Source organism: Hymenobacter translucens (assembly GCF_020685205.1).
GTDB lineage: Bacteria > Bacteroidota > Bacteroidia > Cytophagales > Hymenobacteraceae > Hymenobacter > Hymenobacter translucens.
On the sequence record NZ_JAJERB010000006.1, the window covers coordinates 47849 to 67362 of the forward strand.

At 61.2% G+C, this 19514-nt stretch carries 19 protein-coding genes; 7 read left to right on the forward strand and 12 right to left on the reverse strand.

What is annotated here, in order from left to right:
• The first annotated feature begins 26 nt into the window (after positions 1-26).
• From LJY25_RS13800 to recO, 4 genes are all read left to right on the forward strand, one after another.
• On the forward strand, positions 27-350 hold the full coding sequence (locus LJY25_RS13800) for a 2Fe-2S iron-sulfur cluster-binding protein (RefSeq protein WP_227608941.1): 324 nt from the start codon (positions 27-29) through the stop codon (positions 348-350).
• Between the two features lie 165 nt (positions 351-515).
• Entirely contained in the window at positions 516-1139 is a 624-nt protein-coding gene (locus tag LJY25_RS13805; RefSeq protein ID WP_227608942.1) for a thymidine kinase, read from the forward strand.
• Between the two features lie 53 nt (positions 1140-1192).
• Positions 1193-3586 (forward strand): type IX secretion system anionic LPS delivery protein PorZ, encoded by a 2394-nt coding sequence (gene porZ / locus LJY25_RS13810; RefSeq protein ID WP_227608943.1) that lies wholly within the window; start codon positions 1193-1195, stop codon positions 3584-3586.
• 175 nt (positions 3587-3761) lie between these two features.
• Complete coding sequence (recO, locus tag LJY25_RS13815; protein ID WP_227608944.1) at positions 3762-4487, forward strand: DNA repair protein RecO; 726 nt, start codon at positions 3762-3764, stop codon at positions 4485-4487.
• A gap of 64 nt (positions 4488-4551) precedes the next feature.
• Here recO and LJY25_RS13820 read toward each other — a convergent pair whose 3' ends face one another.
• Genes LJY25_RS13820 through LJY25_RS13840 form a run of 5 tightly spaced genes read right to left on the reverse strand, consistent with a single transcriptional unit; the run spans position 4552 to position 8221 of the window.
• Positions 4552-4992 carry an FKBP-type peptidyl-prolyl cis-trans isomerase gene (locus LJY25_RS13820; protein ID WP_227608945.1) on the reverse strand — a complete coding sequence of 147 codons (441 nt, stop codon included), beginning with the start codon at positions 4990-4992 and terminating at the stop codon, positions 4552-4554.
• A gap of 7 nt (positions 4993-4999) precedes the next feature.
• Complete coding sequence (locus tag LJY25_RS13825; protein ID WP_227608946.1) at positions 5000-5575, reverse strand: FKBP-type peptidyl-prolyl cis-trans isomerase; 576 nt, start codon at positions 5573-5575, stop codon at positions 5000-5002.
• 55 nt (positions 5576-5630) lie between these two features.
• The gene (locus LJY25_RS13830; protein WP_227608947.1) at positions 5631-6131 is read right to left on the reverse strand and encodes an FKBP-type peptidyl-prolyl cis-trans isomerase; all 501 of its coding nucleotides are present in this window, start codon (positions 6129-6131) and stop codon (positions 5631-5633) included.
• Positions 6132-6180: 49 nt separating this feature from the next.
• On the reverse strand, positions 6181-7140 hold the full coding sequence (locus LJY25_RS13835; RefSeq protein ID WP_227608948.1) for an FKBP-type peptidyl-prolyl cis-trans isomerase: 960 nt from the start codon (positions 7138-7140) through the stop codon (positions 6181-6183).
• A 37-nt stretch (positions 7141-7177) separates the two neighbouring features.
• On the reverse strand, positions 7178-8221 hold the full coding sequence (locus LJY25_RS13840; protein ID WP_227608949.1) for a DHH family phosphoesterase: 1044 nt from the start codon (positions 8219-8221) through the stop codon (positions 7178-7180).
• A gap of 210 nt (positions 8222-8431) precedes the next feature.
• Between LJY25_RS13840 and LJY25_RS13845 the strand changes: the two genes are divergently transcribed.
• A complete protein-coding gene (locus tag LJY25_RS13845) occupies positions 8432-8851 on the forward strand; it encodes a nucleoside-diphosphate kinase (protein ID WP_227608950.1) in 420 nt (139 codons plus the stop codon).
• Between the two features lie 265 nt (positions 8852-9116).
• Here the strand turns inward: LJY25_RS13845 and LJY25_RS13850 are convergent, their stop codons facing one another.
• Positions 9117-10397: a nucleoside permease gene (locus tag LJY25_RS13850; protein ID WP_227608951.1), complete on the reverse strand. Its 1281-nt coding sequence runs from the start codon at positions 10395-10397 to the stop codon at positions 9117-9119.
• Positions 10398-11010: 613 nt separating this feature from the next.
• Between LJY25_RS13850 and LJY25_RS13855 the strand changes: the two genes are divergently transcribed.
• Positions 11011-11574 carry a hypothetical protein gene (locus LJY25_RS13855; RefSeq protein WP_227608952.1) on the forward strand — a complete coding sequence of 188 codons (564 nt, stop codon included), beginning with the start codon at positions 11011-11013 and terminating at the stop codon, positions 11572-11574.
• The gene (locus LJY25_RS13860; RefSeq protein WP_227608953.1) at positions 11558-11863 is read left to right on the forward strand and encodes a winged helix-turn-helix domain-containing protein; all 306 of its coding nucleotides are present in this window, start codon (positions 11558-11560) and stop codon (positions 11861-11863) included. The genes LJY25_RS13855 and LJY25_RS13860 overlap by 17 nt, the downstream gene beginning before the upstream one ends.
• 88 nt (positions 11864-11951) lie before the next feature.
• Here LJY25_RS13860 and LJY25_RS13865 read toward each other — a convergent pair whose 3' ends face one another.
• The 6 genes from LJY25_RS13865 to LJY25_RS13890 all read right to left on the reverse strand — a co-directional run bounded on the left by LJY25_RS13865 (position 11952) and on the right by LJY25_RS13890 (position 19268).
• Positions 11952-12560: a superoxide dismutase gene (locus LJY25_RS13865; protein ID WP_227608954.1), complete on the reverse strand. Its 609-nt coding sequence runs from the start codon at positions 12558-12560 to the stop codon at positions 11952-11954.
• Positions 12561-12677: 117 nt separating this feature from the next.
• The gene (locus LJY25_RS13870) at positions 12678-13106 is read right to left on the reverse strand and encodes a nucleoside deaminase (RefSeq protein WP_262908811.1); all 429 of its coding nucleotides are present in this window, start codon (positions 13104-13106) and stop codon (positions 12678-12680) included.
• 92 nt (positions 13107-13198) lie between these two features.
• A complete protein-coding gene (locus LJY25_RS13875) occupies positions 13199-13777 on the reverse strand; it encodes a DUF1795 domain-containing protein (RefSeq protein ID WP_227608955.1) in 579 nt (192 codons plus the stop codon).
• 135 nt (positions 13778-13912) lie between these two features.
• Complete coding sequence (locus tag LJY25_RS13880; protein ID WP_227608956.1) at positions 13913-14368, reverse strand: T9SS type A sorting domain-containing protein; 456 nt, start codon at positions 14366-14368, stop codon at positions 13913-13915.
• Between the two features lie 298 nt (positions 14369-14666).
• The gene (locus LJY25_RS13885; RefSeq protein WP_227608957.1) at positions 14667-18275 is read right to left on the reverse strand and encodes an ABC transporter permease/M1 family aminopeptidase; all 3609 of its coding nucleotides are present in this window, start codon (positions 18273-18275) and stop codon (positions 14667-14669) included.
• A gap of 102 nt (positions 18276-18377) precedes the next feature.
• Complete coding sequence (locus LJY25_RS13890) at positions 18378-19268, reverse strand: ABC transporter ATP-binding protein (protein WP_227608958.1); 891 nt, start codon at positions 19266-19268, stop codon at positions 18378-18380.
• Positions 19269-19514: the final 246 nt, after the last annotated feature.

The following is a 19514-nucleotide window of genomic DNA, read 5'->3' on the forward strand; positions in this document are numbered from 1 at the left end:
GGATTCAACGGGCAAGTTAGGGAAAGATGCCCACTCTAAACGTGCAAAACCTGCCTGGCGCGACTTCTTTGGAGGTATCACCGGGTGCTACGCTGCTGGCTACGCTGCAGGCCTGCGGCCACGACTGGATGCATGCCTGCGGGGCGAAAGGGCGCTGCACCACCTGTCGGATTGAAGTCGTAAGCGGGCAGGAACACCTAACGCCGCCCACCGACGCGGAGTTGCGCTACCACCTGGCCGGCCGGCTCCAGCCCCACGAGCGGCTTACCTGCCAGGCTCGCCTGCCCGCCGGCGAGGTGACCGGCCTCGTGCCCCGGGCCACCCGGCTCCCGCATGTCAGGTATCAATAGCCCGACGCGGCTCTGACGTCGGCGCGGGGCGGTGGGAGTAGAGTTTCGAATCGCGAACCGACCCAGTACGGCCCGGCTATATTCTTTGCCCGCCCCGTCGAAAGCCGTACTTTAGAGGTTCCGAATGAGGCCGCTCATTCGCTTATTCACTCATTCCCCACTCCTGTGTTTATTGAACCCCGCGTCGGCACCAGCCTCGCAGCCTCCCGCCGGGGCTGGATCGAGGTGGTGTGCGGCTCCATGTTTTCGGGCAAGACGGAAGAGCTGATCCGCCGGCTCAACCGCGCCAAGATTGCCCGCCAGCAGGTCGAAATCTTCAAGCCCGCCCTCGATACCCGCTACCACGCCGAAGACGTGGTGTCGCACAACGCCAACAGCATCCGGTCTACGCCCGTGGCCGTGCCCCAGGAAATGCTGCTGCTTGCCGGGGGCTGCGACGTGGTGGGCGTCGATGAGGCCCAGTTCTTTGATGAGTCGCTGGTGGAAGTGTGCACCCAGCTGGCCAACCGTGGCAAGCGCGTTATTGTAGCCGGCCTCGACATGGACTACATGGGCAAGCCCTTCGGCCCCATGCCGGCCCTGATGGCGGTGGCCGAGTTCGTGACCAAGGTGCATGCCGTGTGCGTGTGCTGCGGTGAAATTGCGTCGTACTCCTACCGCATTGCGGCTTCAGAAGATAAAATTCTGCTCGGCGAAACCGACTCCTACGAGGCCCGGTGCCGGCCCTGTTTTCTGGAAGGCATGAAGGAAAAGGCGGTGGAGCCGATAAGCTCGGCCGCGAAGCACTAAAGCCCCCTGGCCGGCGTTACTTTTCCATTGCTGACTACTGCTATTTCCCGCCGATGATATCTTCGCTACGCCCTGCCCGTTTTCGCTTTGCTTCCGCCCTGCTCTGGTGCTGCTTGCTGCTCGGAGCCGTGGCCGCACCCGGCACGTCGGCCCGGGCACAAAGCACGGCGGGCTTCGGCGACTGGCAGCTGCACCTGCCGGCCAACCGGGTCCGGGCCCTGGCCGATGCCGGCGACCGGGTATACGTAGCGGCCGAGGATGCCTTCTTTTACTTCGACAAAGAGCTGAACACGACCCGCCTGCTTTCGCGCCGCGACGGACTGAGCGACGTGCGGGTGAATACGGTGGCGTACGACTCGGTGAGCCGGCAGGTGCTGGTCGCCTACCGCAGCGCCAACATCGACGTGCTGCGGCCCGACGGCACGATTCAGAACGTGAGCGACATTGCCCGCAAGCAGATCAGCGGCGACAAAATTATCAACACGATTTACGTCAGCGGCAAGCTGGCCTACCTGTCGTGCAGCTTTGGCCTGGTCGTGTTCGATCTGGTCAAGCTGGAAATCCGGGACACGTATTCCAACATCGGCCCCGGCGGCACGGCCGTCCAGGTATTCTCGACCACCGTGCTGCGCGACTCCCTGTACGCGGCTACGTCGGCCGGCCTGATGCGCGGGCGGATCGGCACGGGCGGCGACAACCTGGTGGACTACCGCAAATGGACCATCGACCAGCCCGGGGCGCCCGGCAACCCCTACCAGACCCTGGCCACCCAGGATGGCAAGGTGTACGCGGGCAAAACCTTCGGGAACCTGCTGCGCTTTGGCGGTACGGGCCGGGGCTGGCAGCCTATCTTCAGCATCTACGCCGACTTATATCAGCAGCTGACGCCCTCCCGGGCCGGGCTGCTGCTGGCTACCCGGCAGTCGGCCCCGGCCAATGCCAAGGTGCTGATTTACAATCCCCGCACCGGGGCCGTTACGCCGTTGCGCAGCCCGCTGCTTGTGCAGCCCCAGGCGGTGCTGCGCAGCCGCAACGGCGACATTTACATCGGCGACTTCGAAAACGGCCTGGTTCGCACCACGGACCGCATGCAGTTCGAGAACTTTCTCACCAATGGTCCGGCCGAGGCGCGGGCGTTCAGCGTGCTGGCTGACGCGGCCACCAACACCGTTACCGTCTTCACGGGCGGCCACCAGGACAACTACGTGCAGAACGACTATTTCGGCGGCTTCTACGAGTACAAGGAAGGGCGCTGGACCAACATCACCAACAAGACGATTCCGGACCTCACCCAGTTTCCCAACACCAAGGACCTGACCCGGGGCGCCCGCACGGCCGACGGCACGCTTTACATCGGCAGCTACGGCAACGGGGTTCTGAAGTGGGAGGGCCCCGGTAAGTTTCAGGCGTTCGGAGTCACGAACAGCACCCTGCGAAGCGCCCTGCCGGTTACCGACCCCAACTACCAGAAGTTTGTGCGGGTGACGGACCTGGCCGTGGATGCCGACGGTAAGCTCTGGGTGGTAAACCGCCACCAGCTGCCGCAGACATCCGGCCTGCACGTCTACGACCCGGTAAGCGGTAACTGGGCAGCCATCCGCCACTTCCCCGGCTCGGAAAACCTGGACCGCATTGCCCTCGACGACTTTGGCAACCCCTGGGTGACGGAAGCCCGCCGGCTGGGCAACGGCCTGACGTTTTACGACAAGGAAAGCCTGGGAGTCCGGAAGTTCACGGAAGCGGACGGCCTGCCCGCCGGCGACGTGTACGACATCGTGCGCGACCGGAAAGGGGAAATCTGGGTGGGCACGTCCAAAGGGGTAGCCTACTTTGCCGACCCCAGCCTGGCATTACCCCAGGGCGGCCCACCCAGCACGTTCAGTACGCCCACCGTTATGTATGGCCTGAGCAAAGGCTTTCCGGCCTTGCGCGACGAGGTGGTGCGGGCCGTAGCCGTGGATGGCAGCAACCGGAAGTGGTTTGGCACCGATCGGGGCCTGTGGTATTTCTCCGAAGATGCCGACGAAGGGCTGCTGCACTTTACCACCGAAAACAGCCCCCTGCCGTCGAACCGCATTGTGGACGTGGCGGTAAACGACAAAACCGGAGAAGTATTCGTGGTCACGGACGCCGGCGTAGTAGCCTACCGGGGCACTGCCACCGTAACCGAAGGCAAGCCCGACTGCGCCCGGGTGTCACCCAACCCGGTCCGGACCAACTTTGCCGGGGTCGTGGGCATCACCGGGCTGGCCAACAACGGCTTCGTCAAAATCACTGATATCACCGGCAAGCTCGTCTACCAGACCCGGGCCAGTGGGGGCGGGGTCACCTGGAACCTGGCCGACTACAACGGCCGCAAGGTGCAGTCGGGCGTGTACCTGGTGCTTTCTTCCGATGCCGATGGCAAAAACGGCTGCATCAGCAAAATAGCGGTAGTGGCTGAATGATGAATTAATAATTAAGAATTAGTAATTAAGAATTGGTGTTGTAGTTCGCACGGCTTCTTCGTGAAGAAGGTACGTCCTGAGTGAAGAGCCCCGATAGGCTTTTTTCAGCGGGTCACCAGCCACGGGCTGAATCAATTCCTCATTACTGATTCGTAATTACTAATTAAAAACAGCCATGCTGATTAAAACCCGGGGTATCGTTCTGAACTACATCAAGTATCGCGAAACCTCAATTATTGCCCGGGTGTACACCGAGCGGCTGGGCCTGCAGACCTACATCGTGAACGGGGTGCGCAAGGCCAAGCCCCCGGGCCGGATTGCGCTGTTTCAGCCCTTCACCATGCTCGACCTGGTCGCTTACACGGCCCGGCAGGGCGGCATCACCCGCCTGTCGGAGTTCCGCTGCTCGGAGTCGTTCAGCTCGATTCCGTTTGATATGCGCAAAAGCAGCGTGGTGCTGTTCCTCTCGGAGGTAGTGGGGCGCACGGTGCTGGAGGAGGAAGAAAACGAGCCTCTGTTCAACTTCCTGCACGACTCCATTCTGGCTTTCGACCAGCAGCAGGAAGGCTTCGAGAACTTCGCGCTGGTGTTTCTGCTGCAGCTGGCTATGTACCTGGGCTTCGGGGCCGAGACCGGAGAGGAAATAACGTCCCAGGTGGCGTTTTCCTCGTCAGTGCCCGGTGGGGCCGGCCCCACCGGGCCGGCGGCCCTGCGCTTCCGGGAGTTTGACAAGCACTTCGACGAACTGCTCCGCGACCCGGCTTCGGCTACCATTCCCAACGGCCGGGTGCGCCGGGAGCTGATTAACGTGCTGATTCGCTACTACCAGCTGCACATCGAGAAGCTCGGCGACATCCGCTCCCTCGACGTGCTGTCGGAAGTGCTGGCCGAGTCCGAATAAAGCCTGAAAGAAAAAGCCCCCGTCGGTTCCGACGGGGGCTTTTTTGTGCAAGGGCATAGCGCCGCTACTTAATCTTGACGACCTCCAGCTCGAAGATCAGGTCGGTGTCGGGCGGAATCTGGTACTGGCTTTCATCGTCGGGGTTGCGGACACCCTTGGCTCCGTAGGCCAACGCGGCCGGAATCCAGACCCGGACCCGGCTGCCGGCCGGCAGCAGGGCAAACACCTCGTCCCAGCCCCGGATAACTTCGCCCCGGCCCAGCCGAAAGCGCAGCGGACCCGTGGTGGCGGAGCTTTCGAACATGCGGCCGTTGGGCAGAAACCCCGTGTAGTGGGCCACGATGCGGGAGCCCGGCTTGGGCAGGCTGCCCGGGCCGCGCTGATGAACCACGTAGCGCAGGCCGCTGTCCGTCCGGACCGTATCGGGCCGGGCTTGCTGGGCCCGGGCTCCGGCCGAAAGCAGCAGAACCAGTCCCAGCACCAGGAAAAACAGCCTGCGCTTCATCGGTAGCTTACTGAACGTTCAGAATTTCCATATCGAACAGCAGCGGCGTATCCGGCAGGATGCCGTACGACCCATCGGGACGCCGGGAGCCGGTGGGGCCGTAGGCGAGGTAGGAGGGAATCAGCAACAGTTTCCGGTCTCCTTTCTTGAACGAGAGCAGGCCCTGGTCCCAGCCCTTAATCACGCGGCCGGCGCCCACCACAAAGCTGATGCAGCCGCAGGGAGTGCGGTTGTCGGTGGAGTTGTCGAAAATCTCCCCGTCGCGGTTGGCGGTCAGAAACTTGCCGATGTATTTCACTTCTACCGTCTTGCCGCTGGTTACGGCGGTGCCGGTGCCCTCGGTAATGGGTACCAGGTACATGCCGGAGTTCAGGCGCTGGTAGTTGGTGATGTTGTGGCGGGTGAGGTAGGCCATGATGAGGCCGTCATCAATTTTCTTAAACTCTTCCTCGTGCTCCCGGGCTGCTTTGGCCAGGACATTTTCAGTGTTGCAGCTTCCGAGCAGGGCCACGGGGGCGGCGGCCAGCAACAGGGACAGCAGGCGGATCAGGAGGGGGCGGCCCAGTAGCTTCATCGTCATCATTTTCTCCTTAAATGGCGGCTGTGGTCGCAAAACCAGTCGGCCGCCGAATCATTAGTTAGCGAACGTTCACCAGCTCCACGTCGAAGCGAAGCACGGCGTTAGGCGGAATCGAGCCCCCGCCGGCTCCCTTCGGGCCGTAGCCCAGCCGGGAAGGAATCAGCAGGATGGCCTTGCTGCCCTTGTTCAGTTGCGCGATGCCCAGATCCCAGCCCTGAATCACCTGGCCGACGCCCAGGGTGAAGTCGAAGGGCGTGTTGCCCCGGCGGGAAGTGGCATCGAACACCGTGCCGTCGAGCAGCATGCCCGTGTACAGTACGGATACCGTTTGACCGGTCCGGGGTTGCACGCCGGTGGCCGTCGTAACCGGCACCACGTACAGGCCCGACTCGAGGCGCACGGCCCCGGTCAGCTTCTGGTCGCTGATGTACTGCTTGATAAGCTCCTCGTCGATGGGGCCGTAGTCCTTTTCCTTGGTGCAGGCCGAAACCAGGCTCAGCAGCAACAGCAGGAGGGGAGCAACGCGCAGGCGCGACCAGGCAGCGGGGAAGGAAAGCATAGGTGCAGAAAAGAAGTTGCCGCCCCGGGCAGGGGCGGCAACGAAAGAATTACTTAACGTCAACCAGTTCCACGTCGAAGCGGAGCACGGCATCAGCCGGAATGTCGGCTCCGGCTCCGCGCTGACCGTACGCCAGCGACGAAGGAATCAGCAGGGTGGCTTTCGAGCCTTTGTTGAGCAGGGCAATGCCCTTGTCCCAGCCCGGAATCACCTGGCCTACGCCCAGGGGGAATTCGATGGGCTTGCCGGCGTTGCTTTTCACCGAGGAGTCGAACTCCTTGCCGTCGAGCAGGGTGCCCTTGTAGTTTACGCTCACCGTCTGGCCCTGCTTGGGCTTGGCGCCGGTGCCGGTCTGGGTTACCACGTAGTAGATGCCGGAGGGGTCTTTCTGCGCGGTCAGGTTGTTTTTCTTGATGTAGTCCTGCAGGATCACGTCGTCCTTCTTGAGCTGCTGCTCGGCGTAGGCCATCATCTTGCGCTGCTGCTCCTCCATCATCTTCTGCTGGTCGGCGGTAGCTTCTTCGCGGCTCTGAATCTTCTCGGCCTTCACGTACATCGTCATCGTGTTGCCGGCCTTCTTCATGAAGGGGGGCACGGGCTGCTTGAACGACTTGGCGAAGATGGTGTCCACGTTAAAACGGAACACGCCGCTGTCGCCGGGCTGCAGCAGGGCAATGGCTTCTTCGATGCCGCCCTTGGTTTTCACTTCCTGCAACTCAATGCGCATCGGAATGCCCATCTGCTGCTTGCGCGAGTTGAACAGCACCGAGTCCTTGGCTGTGCGGTACTCCACGTTCAGCGCCATGATCTTACCCGTGCGGTCCTTGTAGGTAGCGTCGCCCTCGGGGGTTACTTCGCGGGAGCTGTACTTGCCACCCTCGCTTTTGAAGACTTTGTACTCGATACCCGACTTGGTTTTGGCAAAGTCGCCACCACCTTTATTACACGAGGAGAAACCCAGAACACCACCTGCCAGGGCCAGGTACAGAAAATTGCGTTGGAGGAGCATGAAAAAGAAAAGAGGATGAAGGAAAATTTTGGGCAAGTTACACTGAAGGCGGCGCAACAGCCAGCGGCGCGGTCACAAGTTTGGTCTGGTACTCAGGCAGCAAGTCGAGGAAGCGCTGCACCGTAGCCGGGAGCGGGTCGTGGCTGATGCCGCCGGAGGCGTTGTGGTGGCCGCCGCCCTGAAAATGCTTGCGGGCAAACTCATTGACCGAGAAGTCGCCCACCGAGCGGAAGGAAATCTTGACGGCCGGGCCCCGGTCGATAAGCACGGCGGCAAACACGACGCCCTCGATGCTGAGCGCGAAGTTGACCAGCCCCTCGGTGTCCCCGGTTTTCGACTGGTACTCACGCAGCTCGTCCTGGGTGATGGCAATGTAGGCCGTGTTGTATTCGCGCAGCACTACCAGCTTGTCTTTGAGCACGAAGCCCAGAAAGCGCAGGCGCATCTCGGAGTGGGAGTCGTAGATGCGGCGGTGCACAGCGGAAAGGTCGATGCCGGCGTCGAGCAGCTCGGCAATGATCAGGTGCACGTTGCGCGAGGTGCTGGGGTGGCGGAACGAGCCGGTGTCGGTCATGATGCCGGCGTACAGGCTTTCCCCGATGCCCCGGTCGATCAGGGCCTGGTCGCCCAGGTCGCGGATAACTTCAAACACCAGCTCGGCCGTGGCCGCCGCCTTGGGGTTGGAAAAGTCGAGGTCGGCAAACTGCTCGGGCTCCAGGTGGTGGTCGATGAGCACCTTGGTGCCAGGCGCCGTACGGATGTACTCGCCCATCTCGCTGATACGGCCCAGGCAGCTGAAGTCCAGGCAAAAGAGCACCTCGGCCGTGCCGATGATGTCGCGCACCTGAGCGTCGTTTTTCCGGGCATCGTACACGACCACGTCCTCATTGCCGGGCATCCAGGCCAGGAAATCGGGGTAGTCGGAGGGCGTCACAACCGTGACGTGGTGGCCCTTCTTGCGAAGGTAGCCCGCCAGCCCCAGCGAGGAGCCCAGCGCGTCGGCGTCAGGCTTGTGGTGGGTAGTGATGAAAATCTGCCGGGGCTGCGCGAGCAACTCCTTCAGGGCGGTGATTGTGGACATTGCCTACTGATAGGTGGCTGAAATTCGGTTATTTGCGCCGAAAACAAGGCGGCAAAAATCGGAAATATTCCGGAATAATCAGCCACTGTAACAAACTTGTTCCTGCTTTCAGTTCGCTGCGGGTGCTTTGCCGGCTTTCGGCTACTTTTGCGGCGGCGAATGTCCGGAGCCGGACTTCCCTTCTTTCTGTTTCAACCCTCTTTTTTACGAATGGCTACTAACCGCACCTTCACGATGATTAAGCCCGATGCCGTTCAGGAAAACCACATCGGTGGTATCCTGAGCATGATCGAGCAAGGCGGCTTCCGCATCGTGGCGCTCAAAAAAGTACTGCTGACGGCCGAGCGCGCCGGCAAATTCTACGAAGTTCACGCTGAGCGTCCCTTCTACAAAGACCTGGTTGGCTATATGTCGTCGGGCCCGATCGTAGCCGCTATTCTGGAAAAGGACAACGCCGTGGCCGACTTCCGCACCCTGATCGGAGCTACCAACCCGGCCCAGGCCGCCGAAGGCACCATCCGGAAAAAGTACGCCAAGAGCATTGAGGCCAACGCCGTGCACGGCTCCGACTCCGACGAAAACGCCCAGATCGAAGGCAGCTTCTTTTTCGGCGCCGACGAGCAGTTCTAAGCTCACTTGGCTGTTGGCGAATAGCTCATAGCACTTAGCTTTTCCGGCAGGGCCGGAGCGCGTAAGCAACCGCGTCGTCGGATTCTCGCGGCCTTGTTTTGAAAACAGCATAACAAAAAACCCGCCTGGCAGCCTGCCAGGCGGGTTTTTTGTTATGCTGTTTTTAGACTGTTTTTATACTCTTCGTATACCAAATGCCGGGAGGGCTGCTCTAATCACCGGCGGGCTCCCAGCCAGACAAGCTCGAACTGATGCAGCCGGCCGCTTACTCGGCGGCCAGCAGGGGCTCGGCCTGTGTGCTCTCCGCTGCCTGCGGGTCGTGCTTGTGCTTGAACACGATGATGAACAGCACGGCAATCACCAGGGCGTAGAGCGCAAAGGTGAGCCAGATGCTGTGCCAGTCCTTGGTCTGGTCGACGGGGTTGGTAAAGTACTTCTGAATCACGATGCCACTGATGGAGCTGCCCAGCACGGCGCCGAAGCCGTTGGTCATCATCATGAACAGCCCCTGGGCGCTGGCCCGGATAGAGGATGCGGTCTGGGTTTCGACGAACAGCGAGCCGGAGATGTTGAAGAAGTCGAAGGCCATGCCGTACACGATGCACGAGAGGATAATCATCCACAGGCCGCTGCCCGGGTCGCCGTAGGCAAACAGGCCGAAGCGCAGCACCCAGGCAATCATGCTGAAGAACATTACCTGCTTGATGCCGAAGCGGCGCAGAAAGAAGGGAATGGCCAGAATGAACAGCGTTTCGGAAATCTGCGAGATAGACATGATGATGGCCGGGTACTTCACCGCCAGCGTGTCCTTGTAAGCCGGGTTCTGGTCGAAATCGTGCAGGAAGGTGTCGCCGTAAGCGTTGGTGAGCTGCAGCGCGGCACCCAGCAGCAGGGCAAACAAAAAGAAGACGGCCATCTTCCGGTCGCGCAGCAAAGCAAACGACTTCAGGCCCAGGGCATCTACCAGGGAGCGGCTGGAGGTGTTCTTGGAGGGCGGAGGGCAGGCCGGCAGCGTAAACGAGTAGATGCCCAGCAGAATAGCGGCCCCGGCGGCAATGTAGAACTGGCTGGACGACTTCTCGAAGCCAAGCAGGCTGACCGTCCACATCGCTACGATAAAGCCGATGGTGCCCCACACCCGGATGGGCGGATAGTCCTTGACCACGTCGCCGCCCTTGCTTTTGAGCACTGAGTAGGAAACGGCAATAGACAGCGCCAGCGTGGGCATGTAGAAAATCATGTTCAGCAGCATCACCCAGAACATGGTGCCCGGGTCGTCGACCATCGGGACGGTGAACAGCACGATGCCGCCCAGGATGTGCAGCACCCCAAACAGCTTCTCGGCGTTGATCCATTTATCGGCCACGATGCCCATGAGGGAAGGCATGAAGATGGACGCAATGCCCATGGTGGAGAAGATGGCGCCGAACTGGGCACCCGACCACTGCTTGGTTTGAAACCAGTACGCGCCAATAGTTATCAGCCAGGAGCCCCAGATAAAGAACTGGAGAAAGCTCAGTACAATCAGGCGGAGCTTGGTATTCATGCAGGTGGGCTTGAGGGGGAAAGGAAAAGAAGAGTGGGAAAACAAAACGCCCGGTCAGTGGGGACCGGGGCCGTCAAAGATAACTAAAATCAGAAACGAGGGGAGATGGGGGAAACCCAGGAAAAACACGGGTTAAAAATAAAGTTTACAACGTGGTGTGGTGTATATCATAAACTGGTTTATGCTTCTCGCATCATTCGTCGATAACCGGTGTGTTGCCATGAAAACCAACCTTGCTATCCACCATCCGGACGCCGGAACCCCCATCCGCACTGGTGCCGCCGCTCAGTTGGCGGCTGTAACTCTGGCCCTGCTGCTCGTGGGGTGGCCGGCTGGCTGCTGCCGGCGCTGTGGATGGGCATCTGGTTCTCGGTTAGCATCGCGGTGCTGTACGGCGTGGCCGTGCGGCGCTGGTGGCTGACGCAGGCTGCCCGGGTGCCCCGGTCCGAACCGTCGGCAGGCAGAAGACCCGTAGTGCGGCCCCGGCCGAGCCGGCCAATGAGCTGCGGGTAAACCCCTTCTTCGATCTGCTGGCTGAAACCCGCTAAGCCTGCCCATTGCCCTTGCTTCGTCTTTTACCCCTTCTACCCTATGGAATTCACTGAAAAAACCTTTGTCCGGGCCCGAAAGCCTGGCGCTCATCCAGCGGATGATTCAGGCCGCCAAAAAAGATCTGAGCGACCGTTCGTTTGACTATCTGTTCTGGGGCTGGCTGGTGCTGGCCGCCGCGCTGAGTCACTACGCGCTGATGCTGGCTGACTACGAGCGGCCGTGGCTGCCCTGGCTGCTGATGCCCCTGGGTACGGTGGTCGTCCTGATCTACCATTACCGGCTGAAAAAGAACCAGACCGTGCGGACGCCGGTCGGACAGTTTCTGGGCTTCTGGGCTGGCATGGGCGTGCTGCTGGTGATGGTCATCGGCTTTGGCTCGGTATACGGCTGGCAGCTGGCTTATCCGTTGCTGATCGGGCCCTACGGGCTAGGCACGTTTGTGTCAGGCGGGGCGCTGCGGTTCCAGCCCTTGGTTTACGGGGGCGCGGCCTGCTGGCTGCTGGCTACCGTCGCCTTTCTGGTACCGTTCCAGACTCAGCTGCTCCTGCTGGCTGCCGTGCTGCTGAGCTACATTATTCCCGGGCATCTGCTCAAAGCACGTTTCCGCCGTGGCCGCGCCGTTTGAGGACCTCGACCCGCTGCTGCACTCCCAGCTGCGGCTGGCGGTGATGTCGCTGCTGCTGAGCGTGCGCGAAGCCGAATTCACGTTCCTCAGGGAAAAGACCGGCGCCACCGCCGGCAACCTGAGCGTGCAGCTCGGCAAGCTCAAGGACGCCGGCTACCTGACCCTGACCCGGGAGCTGGACGGCAGCTATCCGCTGACCCGCTGCGCCATCACGCCCCGGGGCGTGGCCGCCTTCGAAGCCTACGTACAGGCCCTGCAGAGTTATCTGAAGCCCCTGGACTCGGTCTAGCAACGCCCTGCCGCTGAGGAGCCTGTCCTGCTAAAAGTAAAAAAGCCCGCTCCGGAATCCGGAGCGGGCTTTTTCTGGCCGGGGAAGTCTACTGGGCCGCGCTGAAGCGGCGGTTTACTTCGTCCCAGTTGATGAGGTTGTAGAAGGCCGCAATGTAGTCGGGGCGACGGTTCTGGTACTTTAGGTAGTAGGCATGCTCCCACACGTCGAGGCCCAGCAGGGGAGTACCGCCGCAGCCGGTGTCGGGCATCAGCGGGTTGTCCTGGTTGGGCGTGGAGCAGATCTGCAGGTTGCCGTCGGTCTGCTTGCACAGCCAGGCCCAGCCCGAGCCGAAGCGGGTAGTGGCCGCCTTGGTGAATTCTTCCTTGAACTTCTCGTAGGAGCCGAACGACTTGGTAATGGCTTCCGCAACCGGGCCGGTGGGCTCCCCGCCGCCGTTGGGCGACAGGATGGTCCAGAACAGGGAGTGGTTGAAGTGGCCGCCGCCATTGTTGCGCACCGGGGCCGGCGCTTTGGCGATGTTGTGCATCAGCTCCTCAAGCGACTGATTCTCCAGCTCGGTGCCGGCAATGGCGTTGTTGAGGTTGGTTACGTAAGCCTGATGGTGCTTGCTATGGTGGATTTCCATCGTCTGCGCATCAATCTGGGGCTCGAGGGCATCGTAGGCGTAGGGCAGCTTGGGGAGTTCGAAAGCCATGGTCTTTGAATTTAGGGGTTGGTAAAAAGAAGCCGGAATAGGGTGGTGCAGCTATAACCGCAGAAGGGCAGCTGGGGTTGTGGAAAGTCCACCGGCTGCCTGTCCGGTCAAAAGTAGTTATTTACGCTTGCGGGCAAAAAACTCGCGCATCAGGGCCGCGCAATCTTCGGCCAGTACCCCGCTTACCAGCTCTGTGCGCGGGTGCAGCAGGCGGCCGTGTCGCTGGAAGCCGTGCTTGTCTTCCCCAATACCATACACGACCCGCCGGGCCTGGCTCCAGAACGTGGCCCCTGCGCACATCACGCAGGGCTCCACCGTCACGTACAGGGTGCAATCGGTCAGGTACTTGTTGCCCAAAGCATTGGCCGCGGCCGTAAGAGCCAGCATCTCAGCGTGGGCCGTCACGTCGCGGAGCCGCTCGGTCTGGTTGTAGGCCCGGGCTATAATCTGCTGGTTGAGCACCACCACGGCCCCAATCGGAATCTCATCCTCCGCCAGCGCGTAGCGGGCCTGCTTCAGCGCCTCGCGCATGTAGGGCTCGTGCATGGTTGTTGGTTGGTCGTTGATAGTTGTCCGTTGATAGTTGCCCGTTGACAGGCTCATGAACGACCTGACAACGGACAATAAACAACCAACAACTACTTCTCCTTCAGTGCAATGCTTTGCATCACGGCGCGGGCGGTGGGCTGCCACTGGGCCTGCTCGTCGGCCGGGGAGTTGAAGGTAAATACCAGCAGCTGGTCGCCCTGAATGGCGTACTGCACAAACTGGTAGCGCCGGATGGGGGCCAGGTTGCTGCCCCGGCGGTTGTCGGCCACCGCCGACACAAACTCCAGGGCCACGAAGTCGCGCTTGTTCACCGTGCGGATATCCTCGCTCAGGAAGTCCACCTTGGTGTACATGTTCTGGATGCTGGCCTTGTAGATTTTCAGCAGCAGGCCATAGTCGCGGCTGGCGAAGGTGGTGGGCTTCTGAGCTACGCTGAAGTCGACGCGGCCGCTGGGATTGGTAAATACGGCCAGGGGCTTGCGGGGTGCCGGGTACTTCACGGCAATGCCTTCGTCGGGCAGGGTAATAAAGCCCGCGGGCACACCCACCGTGAGGGTTTTGTTGATTGTCGTTTTCTTCAGCTTGAGCCCGGGCGCGGCGGCAGTCAGCGTGAGCAACGCCAGCACGAGTGGGAGCGTGGATCGGAAAACAAGGGAAAGGCTGTTCATAGAAAGGGCAAGGGAGCCGAAAGGTAAGGAGGCGGGCCACACTTCCGGAATAGCCGCGGGGCGGCCGGAAGTGCAACGGTCAAAAAGAAACCTCCGCAACCAGGGCGGCTGCGGAGGTTAAGCAAGGGCGGTGGCTTAGCGGCGGCGGCGCACCGGAGCGGCGGGATACTTGATGCGCACCTTCTTCCAGTACACGTAGTTGCCGGTTTTGGCTTCAACCATATACACGCCGGGCGAGATGCGGCCCAGGTCCACGGGCTGGCCAGTGTTGTTCTGCGGGTCCAGGGCGGTGGTGTAGATGGGCTTGTTCAGGGAGTTGGTCATCACCAAAGTCCCGGGCTGCGTGAACTGCTGGGTAAAGCTCAGCATGATGGTACCCGTGGTGGGGTCCGGGAATACGTCGATGCCGGAAAGGGTTTCCACCCGCTTCACGGGGCCGTCGAGCACCACGGCGCCGGTGTTGGTTTTCGACTTAACCGAAACCCCGGCCGCATCGGACTTGGACTTGGTTTTTACTTTGGTCTGGGCCTGCACGGCGGTGGCGGAAAACAGCGTGGCAGCAGCGAAGGCAAGCAGAGTGAGGCGTTTCATGGCGAAGAAATGGCGTAGGGAATTGGACTTGTACGGCCCTTTACATAATCCGGGCCAAACTGAGCGGCAAGCCATCAGCTTTAAGCGGCAAGCTTTTTCGTTCTACTTAATGTGGTCTGTCATCCCGAAGCGGAGCAGAAGAACCTGATCAAGTCTGAACGAGTCGTTGTTACGCTAGTCGTTCAAATGGTATGAGCTGCTTGACTACGTCGCTCTTCGGTTCGTAAAATCAGGATGATGACTACAAAAACGATAGGCCAGGAAAGCTTGCCGCCTGGGACTTGCAACCAGTAGCCCACTACTTCCCGGTCAGCGTCTTCACGTTGTCGCCGGGGTTGCGGTCAATCAGCTGGGCAAACGGGTCGACGCCGGCTTTTTCGGGCTTTTCAGCCACGGTGACGGCAATCCGGTTGAGGCCGGCGTGCAGGCGCTGCTTCCGGCGGTACAGGTACACGTCGCGCCACTGGCCTTTTTCCTTGCGCCGGGCCAGCACGCCCACGTCCACCCAGTCGTTCATCTTCGCCTCGTTCTCGTTGCCCAGGCTGTCGGCGTAGAACTTCTTGGCGTTGATGGCCAGATTCACCTGGTACTGCCCGTTCGGAAGCTTTTTATAGGAAGCCGAGTCGGTGCGGTTTTCATACAGCGTGATCTTCTCAAACATGTCGGTTACCAGGTACTGCAGGGAGTCGGGGGCGGCGCCGCGCAGGTAGCGCACCAGCTCCAGGGAGTTGGTGTAGGGCGGCTGCTGAAACTTGTACTGCGCCAGAAACGCCTTGAGCGCGCTGTTTACCTTGTCTTCGCCCAGGTAGTCCTGCAGGGTGTACATCACCAGGGAACCTTTGTTGTAGTGGATGTACTGCTGGTTTTCGACCAGGGCCAGGGGTAGCTCCTTGCGCCGCTCGGTACCCCGCCCGGTCAGGTAGCGGTCCGTCTCGTACTTCAGGAACTTCTTCATCATCGCCTCGCCGTAGGTGCGCTTCATCACCATCAGGGCCGAGTACTGCGACAGGGTTTCGATCAGCAGCGTGGAGCCCTGCACGTCGGCGCCTACCACTTGGTGGCCCCACCACTGGTGCGCTACCTCGTGCGCCGTCACGTAGTAGGGGTAGTCCACGCTTTCGGGGTCTGTGTCATCGACGTCGGCAATAAAGCCGATGGCCTCGGAGAAGGGAATCGTGTTCGGGAAGCTCTGGGCGAACGAGCGGTAGCCCGGAAACTCCAGGATGCGCACCTGCCGGTGCTGGTAGGGCCCAAAGGCGGCGCTGTAGTAGGTAAGGGCATCTTTCACGCCCCGCACCATCCGGTCGAGGTTGTACTCGTGGCCGGGCTGGTAGTAGATGGCAATGTCGACGTTCTGCCACTTGTCCTTGCGCACCGCGTAGCGCGCCGACTGATAGGAGAAGAAGTTGAGAATAGGGGCGTCCATCTTGTAGCTGAAGTAGCGCCGCCCGTTTTCTACCCATTCCCGCTGCAGATAGCCTGGCGACAGCGCAATCTGGTCGGGCTCGGTGCTGACCACCGCTTCGTAGCGCACCCAGTCGGCGTCGGTGCTCAGCGCGTTGTTACGGGCCGCGGCTGTGTCGCGGACGGAGGCCATGCGGGGCTGGGGCGGCAGGCCGTTTTTCTTGCGGGCGTCCTCGTCGCTCAGCTCGGAGTTCTTGCTGTAGCCGATGCTGGGCAGCACGCTGCTGTTGGCAAACGTGCCGTTATACACCACATTGATGCGGCCGGTGCTGTTTTCAAACCCTTTTGCCACGTAGGCCAGGTTGAAGCGCAGCTGCACCGAGTCGCCGGGGGCCAGGGGCTTGGTCAGCCGCTGGATGTAGAAGCCGGCCAGGGAATCACGCAGTACAGTCTGAGCACCGGCCACGGAGAGCTCCCGGATCCGGGCCTCAGCGGGCAGGTTGAGCTGCACGGAGTCGATGTGGCGGGCGGTTTTGTTGCGCAGCCAATAGGTACCCTTCACCTGGGCTTCCTGCCGGCTCGGAAACAGGTCTACGTTGACGGCGACGGCCACTATCCGGGGCTGGGGCCGGCTGCCGTAGCGCTTGTAGGCTTTCTCGTACTGCACCTGCTCCTTTTCCCGGGCCTTGCTGGTCTGGTAGCGGTTCAGGATGTTGGTGTTGTAGAAGATAAACCCGCCGGTGGCTACGAATAGCAGCAGGGCGGCTACCAGACTTAGCCGGGCCGGGCCGGTGAGGCGCCGGGCGGCCAGCCGCACGCGGGTGGGCCAGTGGGTTTCGGTGCCGCGCACCCAGAAGGCGTTGGCCACCACGGCAAAGGCTACGGCCAGGGCGCCCCAGTACAGCTTAAACCACAGGTACGGGACCACGAAGTGGCCGAAGCCGTTCATGGCGGAGTACTGCAGGCCCGGGTCGGAGCCGTAGCTGAACAGGTTGTGCTCCAGGCCCAACTGCCCGGCAAACAGGGTAAACACGTAGTAGAGCACCATCACGAAGTGGCCCAGGTACTTGTTGTTCACCAGCACCTGCACCAGCATAGCCAGCACGCACAGCAGCAGGTAGTCGATCAGCTTCAGGCCAAACAGCCACTTCAGGTACACGCCCAGCTCAAACTCAAAGTAGCCGTAGATGATCTGCGTAATCAGGCCCGCTACCAGCACAATCAGCAGCATCACCACCTGTACCAGCATCAGCGCGCCCAGCTTGGAGGTAAACGGTACCCAGTTCGGCAGGGGCAGCGCGTCGTAGATCTGGTTGATATGGCTGTCGCGCTCCCGCCACACCAGCTCCCCGGCGTAAAAGGTGATGACGGCCAGGATAAACAGGGTAAACGAGCCCAGAAACAGGAAAACGACGTTGGGCGTCACCGGGAAGGTTGCCGTGCCGAACAGCTTGCCGATCTGGGTGGCCGAGCTAAGCAGGAACGCCAGGCCCGTGACGACAATGGCAATAAAGTAGACGCTCTTGATGATGCCCTTGAACTCCAGCATCACCAGGCGGCCAAACTGCCGCAGGTGCTGGCCTGACGAGAAATCCTGCCGCACCACGGGCAGTTCCAGGCTGGGCGCTACGGGCAGCACGCCGGGCTTTTCGGCTTCGCGCCGCACGCGGGGGCTGGCATCGGCTATGGCAAAGCTGAACCGGAACCGGTAGTAGCAGAGCCCGAGCACCGCTCCGGCAATGCCGAGCCACAGCGCCCGGTTCATCAGCCAGTTGGCGTCGAGGGGCAGCAGACGGGTGTTTTTCTCGGCCGTGGTCCAGTACTTGGTGGTCAGGGAGCGGGAGGCGGCCCCCAGGGGGTCGAGCAGGTTGGCCAGGGTTTCGTTGTCGAGGTCCCGCAGCAGGTTGCGCGACACGATGTAGAGAATCAGGAAGAGGATGGTGCCCACGTAGGTCGCCAGCACGTTGCGGGTGAGCGTAGCCAGGGTAAAGAAAATGGCGCCGGTAAGCAGCAGGTTGGGTACCAGCACCGTAATGAACGGCTGCAGGTAGCCCATCAAACTGAACGGGCCCAGCTTATCAAGCTGGATGCCGGGCATCAGCGTACCTAGGAACAGCCCCAGCGGGATGCCCAGCAGCACGAAGGCTGTAGCCAGAATGGCGCCGGTGAAGCGTCCGCCCAGGTAGCCGGCCTTGCTGATGGGCGTGGTAAAGAACAGCGGGTGGATCCGGTAGTCAAAGTCGCGCAGCACCGCGTTGCCCATCATGGCCGTGGTGATGAGCACCCCGGCCAGAACACTGACGGGCATCATCAGCTGGGCAAGGGTAAAGGGCGAGTTGGCGTACACCTTGCTCGAGCCCAGCGCGGCCGATACGCCCTGGAAGGCCCCGCCGGTAAGCATCATGAACAGGATGCCCAGCCCGGCCAGCACACCCAGGTAGATATAGGTAGCGGGCTGCCGGAAGCGGTACCAGAGCTCAAAGCGTACTATTTCGAGGAACATAGAAGGATGGATAAGCGGGGAGAGTTTAGTTGTTAGTTATCAGTTGCCCGTTGTCAGGTCGTTCGAGAGGCTGACAACGGACAACTAGCAACGGACAGCTTTTTAAGCGACGACCTGCGCCCGGGTGGCCTCGGCAATGCGGGCGAAGTACACGTCCTCCAGGTTGGGTTCCACCGGCTCAAAGTCTACCCCGGGGCGCCCGTCGCTGACCACATGCACGATGGTGCGGCCCGCGAACAGACGCGACGAAATCACCTCCATTTCCTGCTGCAGGCGGGGCAGCTGGTCTTTGTCCACGGCCCGGCGCCACACCTTGCCGCGCAGCTGCTCCATCACCACCAGCGGGTCGCCGGTCAGCAGCACCTGGCCTTTGTTGATGATGGCCATGTTGCGGCACAAGTCACTCACGTCGCCTACGATGTGGGTGCTCAGAATCACGATGATTTCCTCCCCGATTTCGCTGAGCAGGTTGTGAAACCGGTTCCGCTCGGCCGGGTCGAGGCCGGCGGTGGGCTCATCCACGATGATGATGCGCGGGTTGCCGAGCAGCGCCTGGGCAATGCCGAAGCGCTGCTTCATGCCGCCCGAGTAGCCGCCGAGGCTCTTCTTGCGCACGTCGTAGAGGTTGGTTTTCTGCAGCAGGGCCGTCACGCTCTCCTTGCGCTCCTTGGCGTTGGAAATGCCTTTGAGCACGGCGAAGTGGTCGAGCAGGTCTTCGGCCGAGACCTTGGGATACACGCCAAACTCCTGGGGCAGGTAGCCCAGTACCCGGCGCATGTCGTCTTTCTGGGTCAGCACGTCCAGGCCGCCCAGGCGGATGCTGCCGCTGTCGGCTTCCTGCAGGGTGGCAATAGTGCGCATCAAACTGCTTTTGCCCGCGCCGTTGGGGCCGAGCAAGCCAAACATGCCCGTCGGGATGGTCAACGAGACGTCGCGCAGGGCCTGCACGCCGTTGGCGTAGGTTTTGGAAAGGTGTTCGATGACGAGTTCCATACGGGCTGAAAAGGGTTGGGAGAAAGGCGGATAAGGGTGGGCTACAATTCGGCGGAAAGATAGGGAATACGCTATAGTGGTTGCGCATCCCCGGAAAAAGAAAAGGCCCGCCGGAAGCCGGGTTTCGGGGCATGAATCGGCGGACTGCCACTTTCATTACAGTCTGCCCGGGTGGGGCAGGGTGTTTTTCAGAATTACCCAACTTCGTTTCTTCCTACCTTCGCCGCGGCTATTGCCCGAACTCCA

Excerpts from the sequence above, each read along its gene's own strand:
- LJY25_RS13875 (WP_227608955.1), bottom strand. The coding sequence starts at position 13,777 with ATGAACAGCCTTTCCCTTGTTTTCCGATCCACGCTCCCACTCGTGCTG.
- porZ (WP_227608943.1), top strand. The coding sequence starts at position 1,193 with ATGATATCTTCGCTACGCCCTGCCCGTTTTCGCTTTGCTTCCGCCCTG.
- LJY25_RS13820 (WP_227608945.1), bottom strand. The coding sequence starts at position 4,992 with ATGAAGCGCAGGCTGTTTTTCCTGGTGCTGGGACTGGTTCTGCTGCTT.
- LJY25_RS13880 (WP_227608956.1), bottom strand. The coding sequence starts at position 14,368 with ATGAAACGCCTCACTCTGCTTGCCTTCGCTGCTGCCACGCTGTTTTCC.
- LJY25_RS13845 (WP_227608950.1), top strand. The coding sequence starts at position 8,432 with ATGGCTACTAACCGCACCTTCACGATGATTAAGCCCGATGCCGTTCAG.
- LJY25_RS13840 (WP_227608949.1), bottom strand. The coding sequence starts at position 8,221 with ATGTCCACAATCACCGCCCTGAAGGAGTTGCTCGCGCAGCCCCGGCAG.
- LJY25_RS13830 (WP_227608947.1), bottom strand. The coding sequence starts at position 6,131 with ATGCTTTCCTTCCCCGCTGCCTGGTCGCGCCTGCGCGTTGCTCCCCTC.
- LJY25_RS13850 (WP_227608951.1), bottom strand. The coding sequence starts at position 10,397 with ATGAATACCAAGCTCCGCCTGATTGTACTGAGCTTTCTCCAGTTCTTT.
- LJY25_RS13825 (WP_227608946.1), bottom strand. The coding sequence starts at position 5,575 with ATGATGACGATGAAGCTACTGGGCCGCCCCCTCCTGATCCGCCTGCTG.
- LJY25_RS13800 (WP_227608941.1), top strand. The coding sequence starts at position 27 with ATGCCCACTCTAAACGTGCAAAACCTGCCTGGCGCGACTTCTTTGGAG.
- LJY25_RS13835 (WP_227608948.1), bottom strand. The coding sequence starts at position 7,140 with ATGCTCCTCCAACGCAATTTTCTGTACCTGGCCCTGGCAGGTGGTGTT.
- recO (WP_227608944.1), top strand. The coding sequence starts at position 3,762 with ATGCTGATTAAAACCCGGGGTATCGTTCTGAACTACATCAAGTATCGC.
- LJY25_RS13890 (WP_227608958.1), bottom strand. The coding sequence starts at position 19,268 with ATGGAACTCGTCATCGAACACCTTTCCAAAACCTACGCCAACGGCGTG.
- LJY25_RS13885 (WP_227608957.1), bottom strand. The coding sequence starts at position 18,275 with ATGTTCCTCGAAATAGTACGCTTTGAGCTCTGGTACCGCTTCCGGCAG.
- LJY25_RS13865 (WP_227608954.1), bottom strand. The coding sequence starts at position 12,560 with ATGGCTTTCGAACTCCCCAAGCTGCCCTACGCCTACGATGCCCTCGAG.
- LJY25_RS13870 (WP_262908811.1), bottom strand. The coding sequence starts at position 13,106 with ATGCACGAGCCCTACATGCGCGAGGCGCTGAAGCAGGCCCGCTACGCG.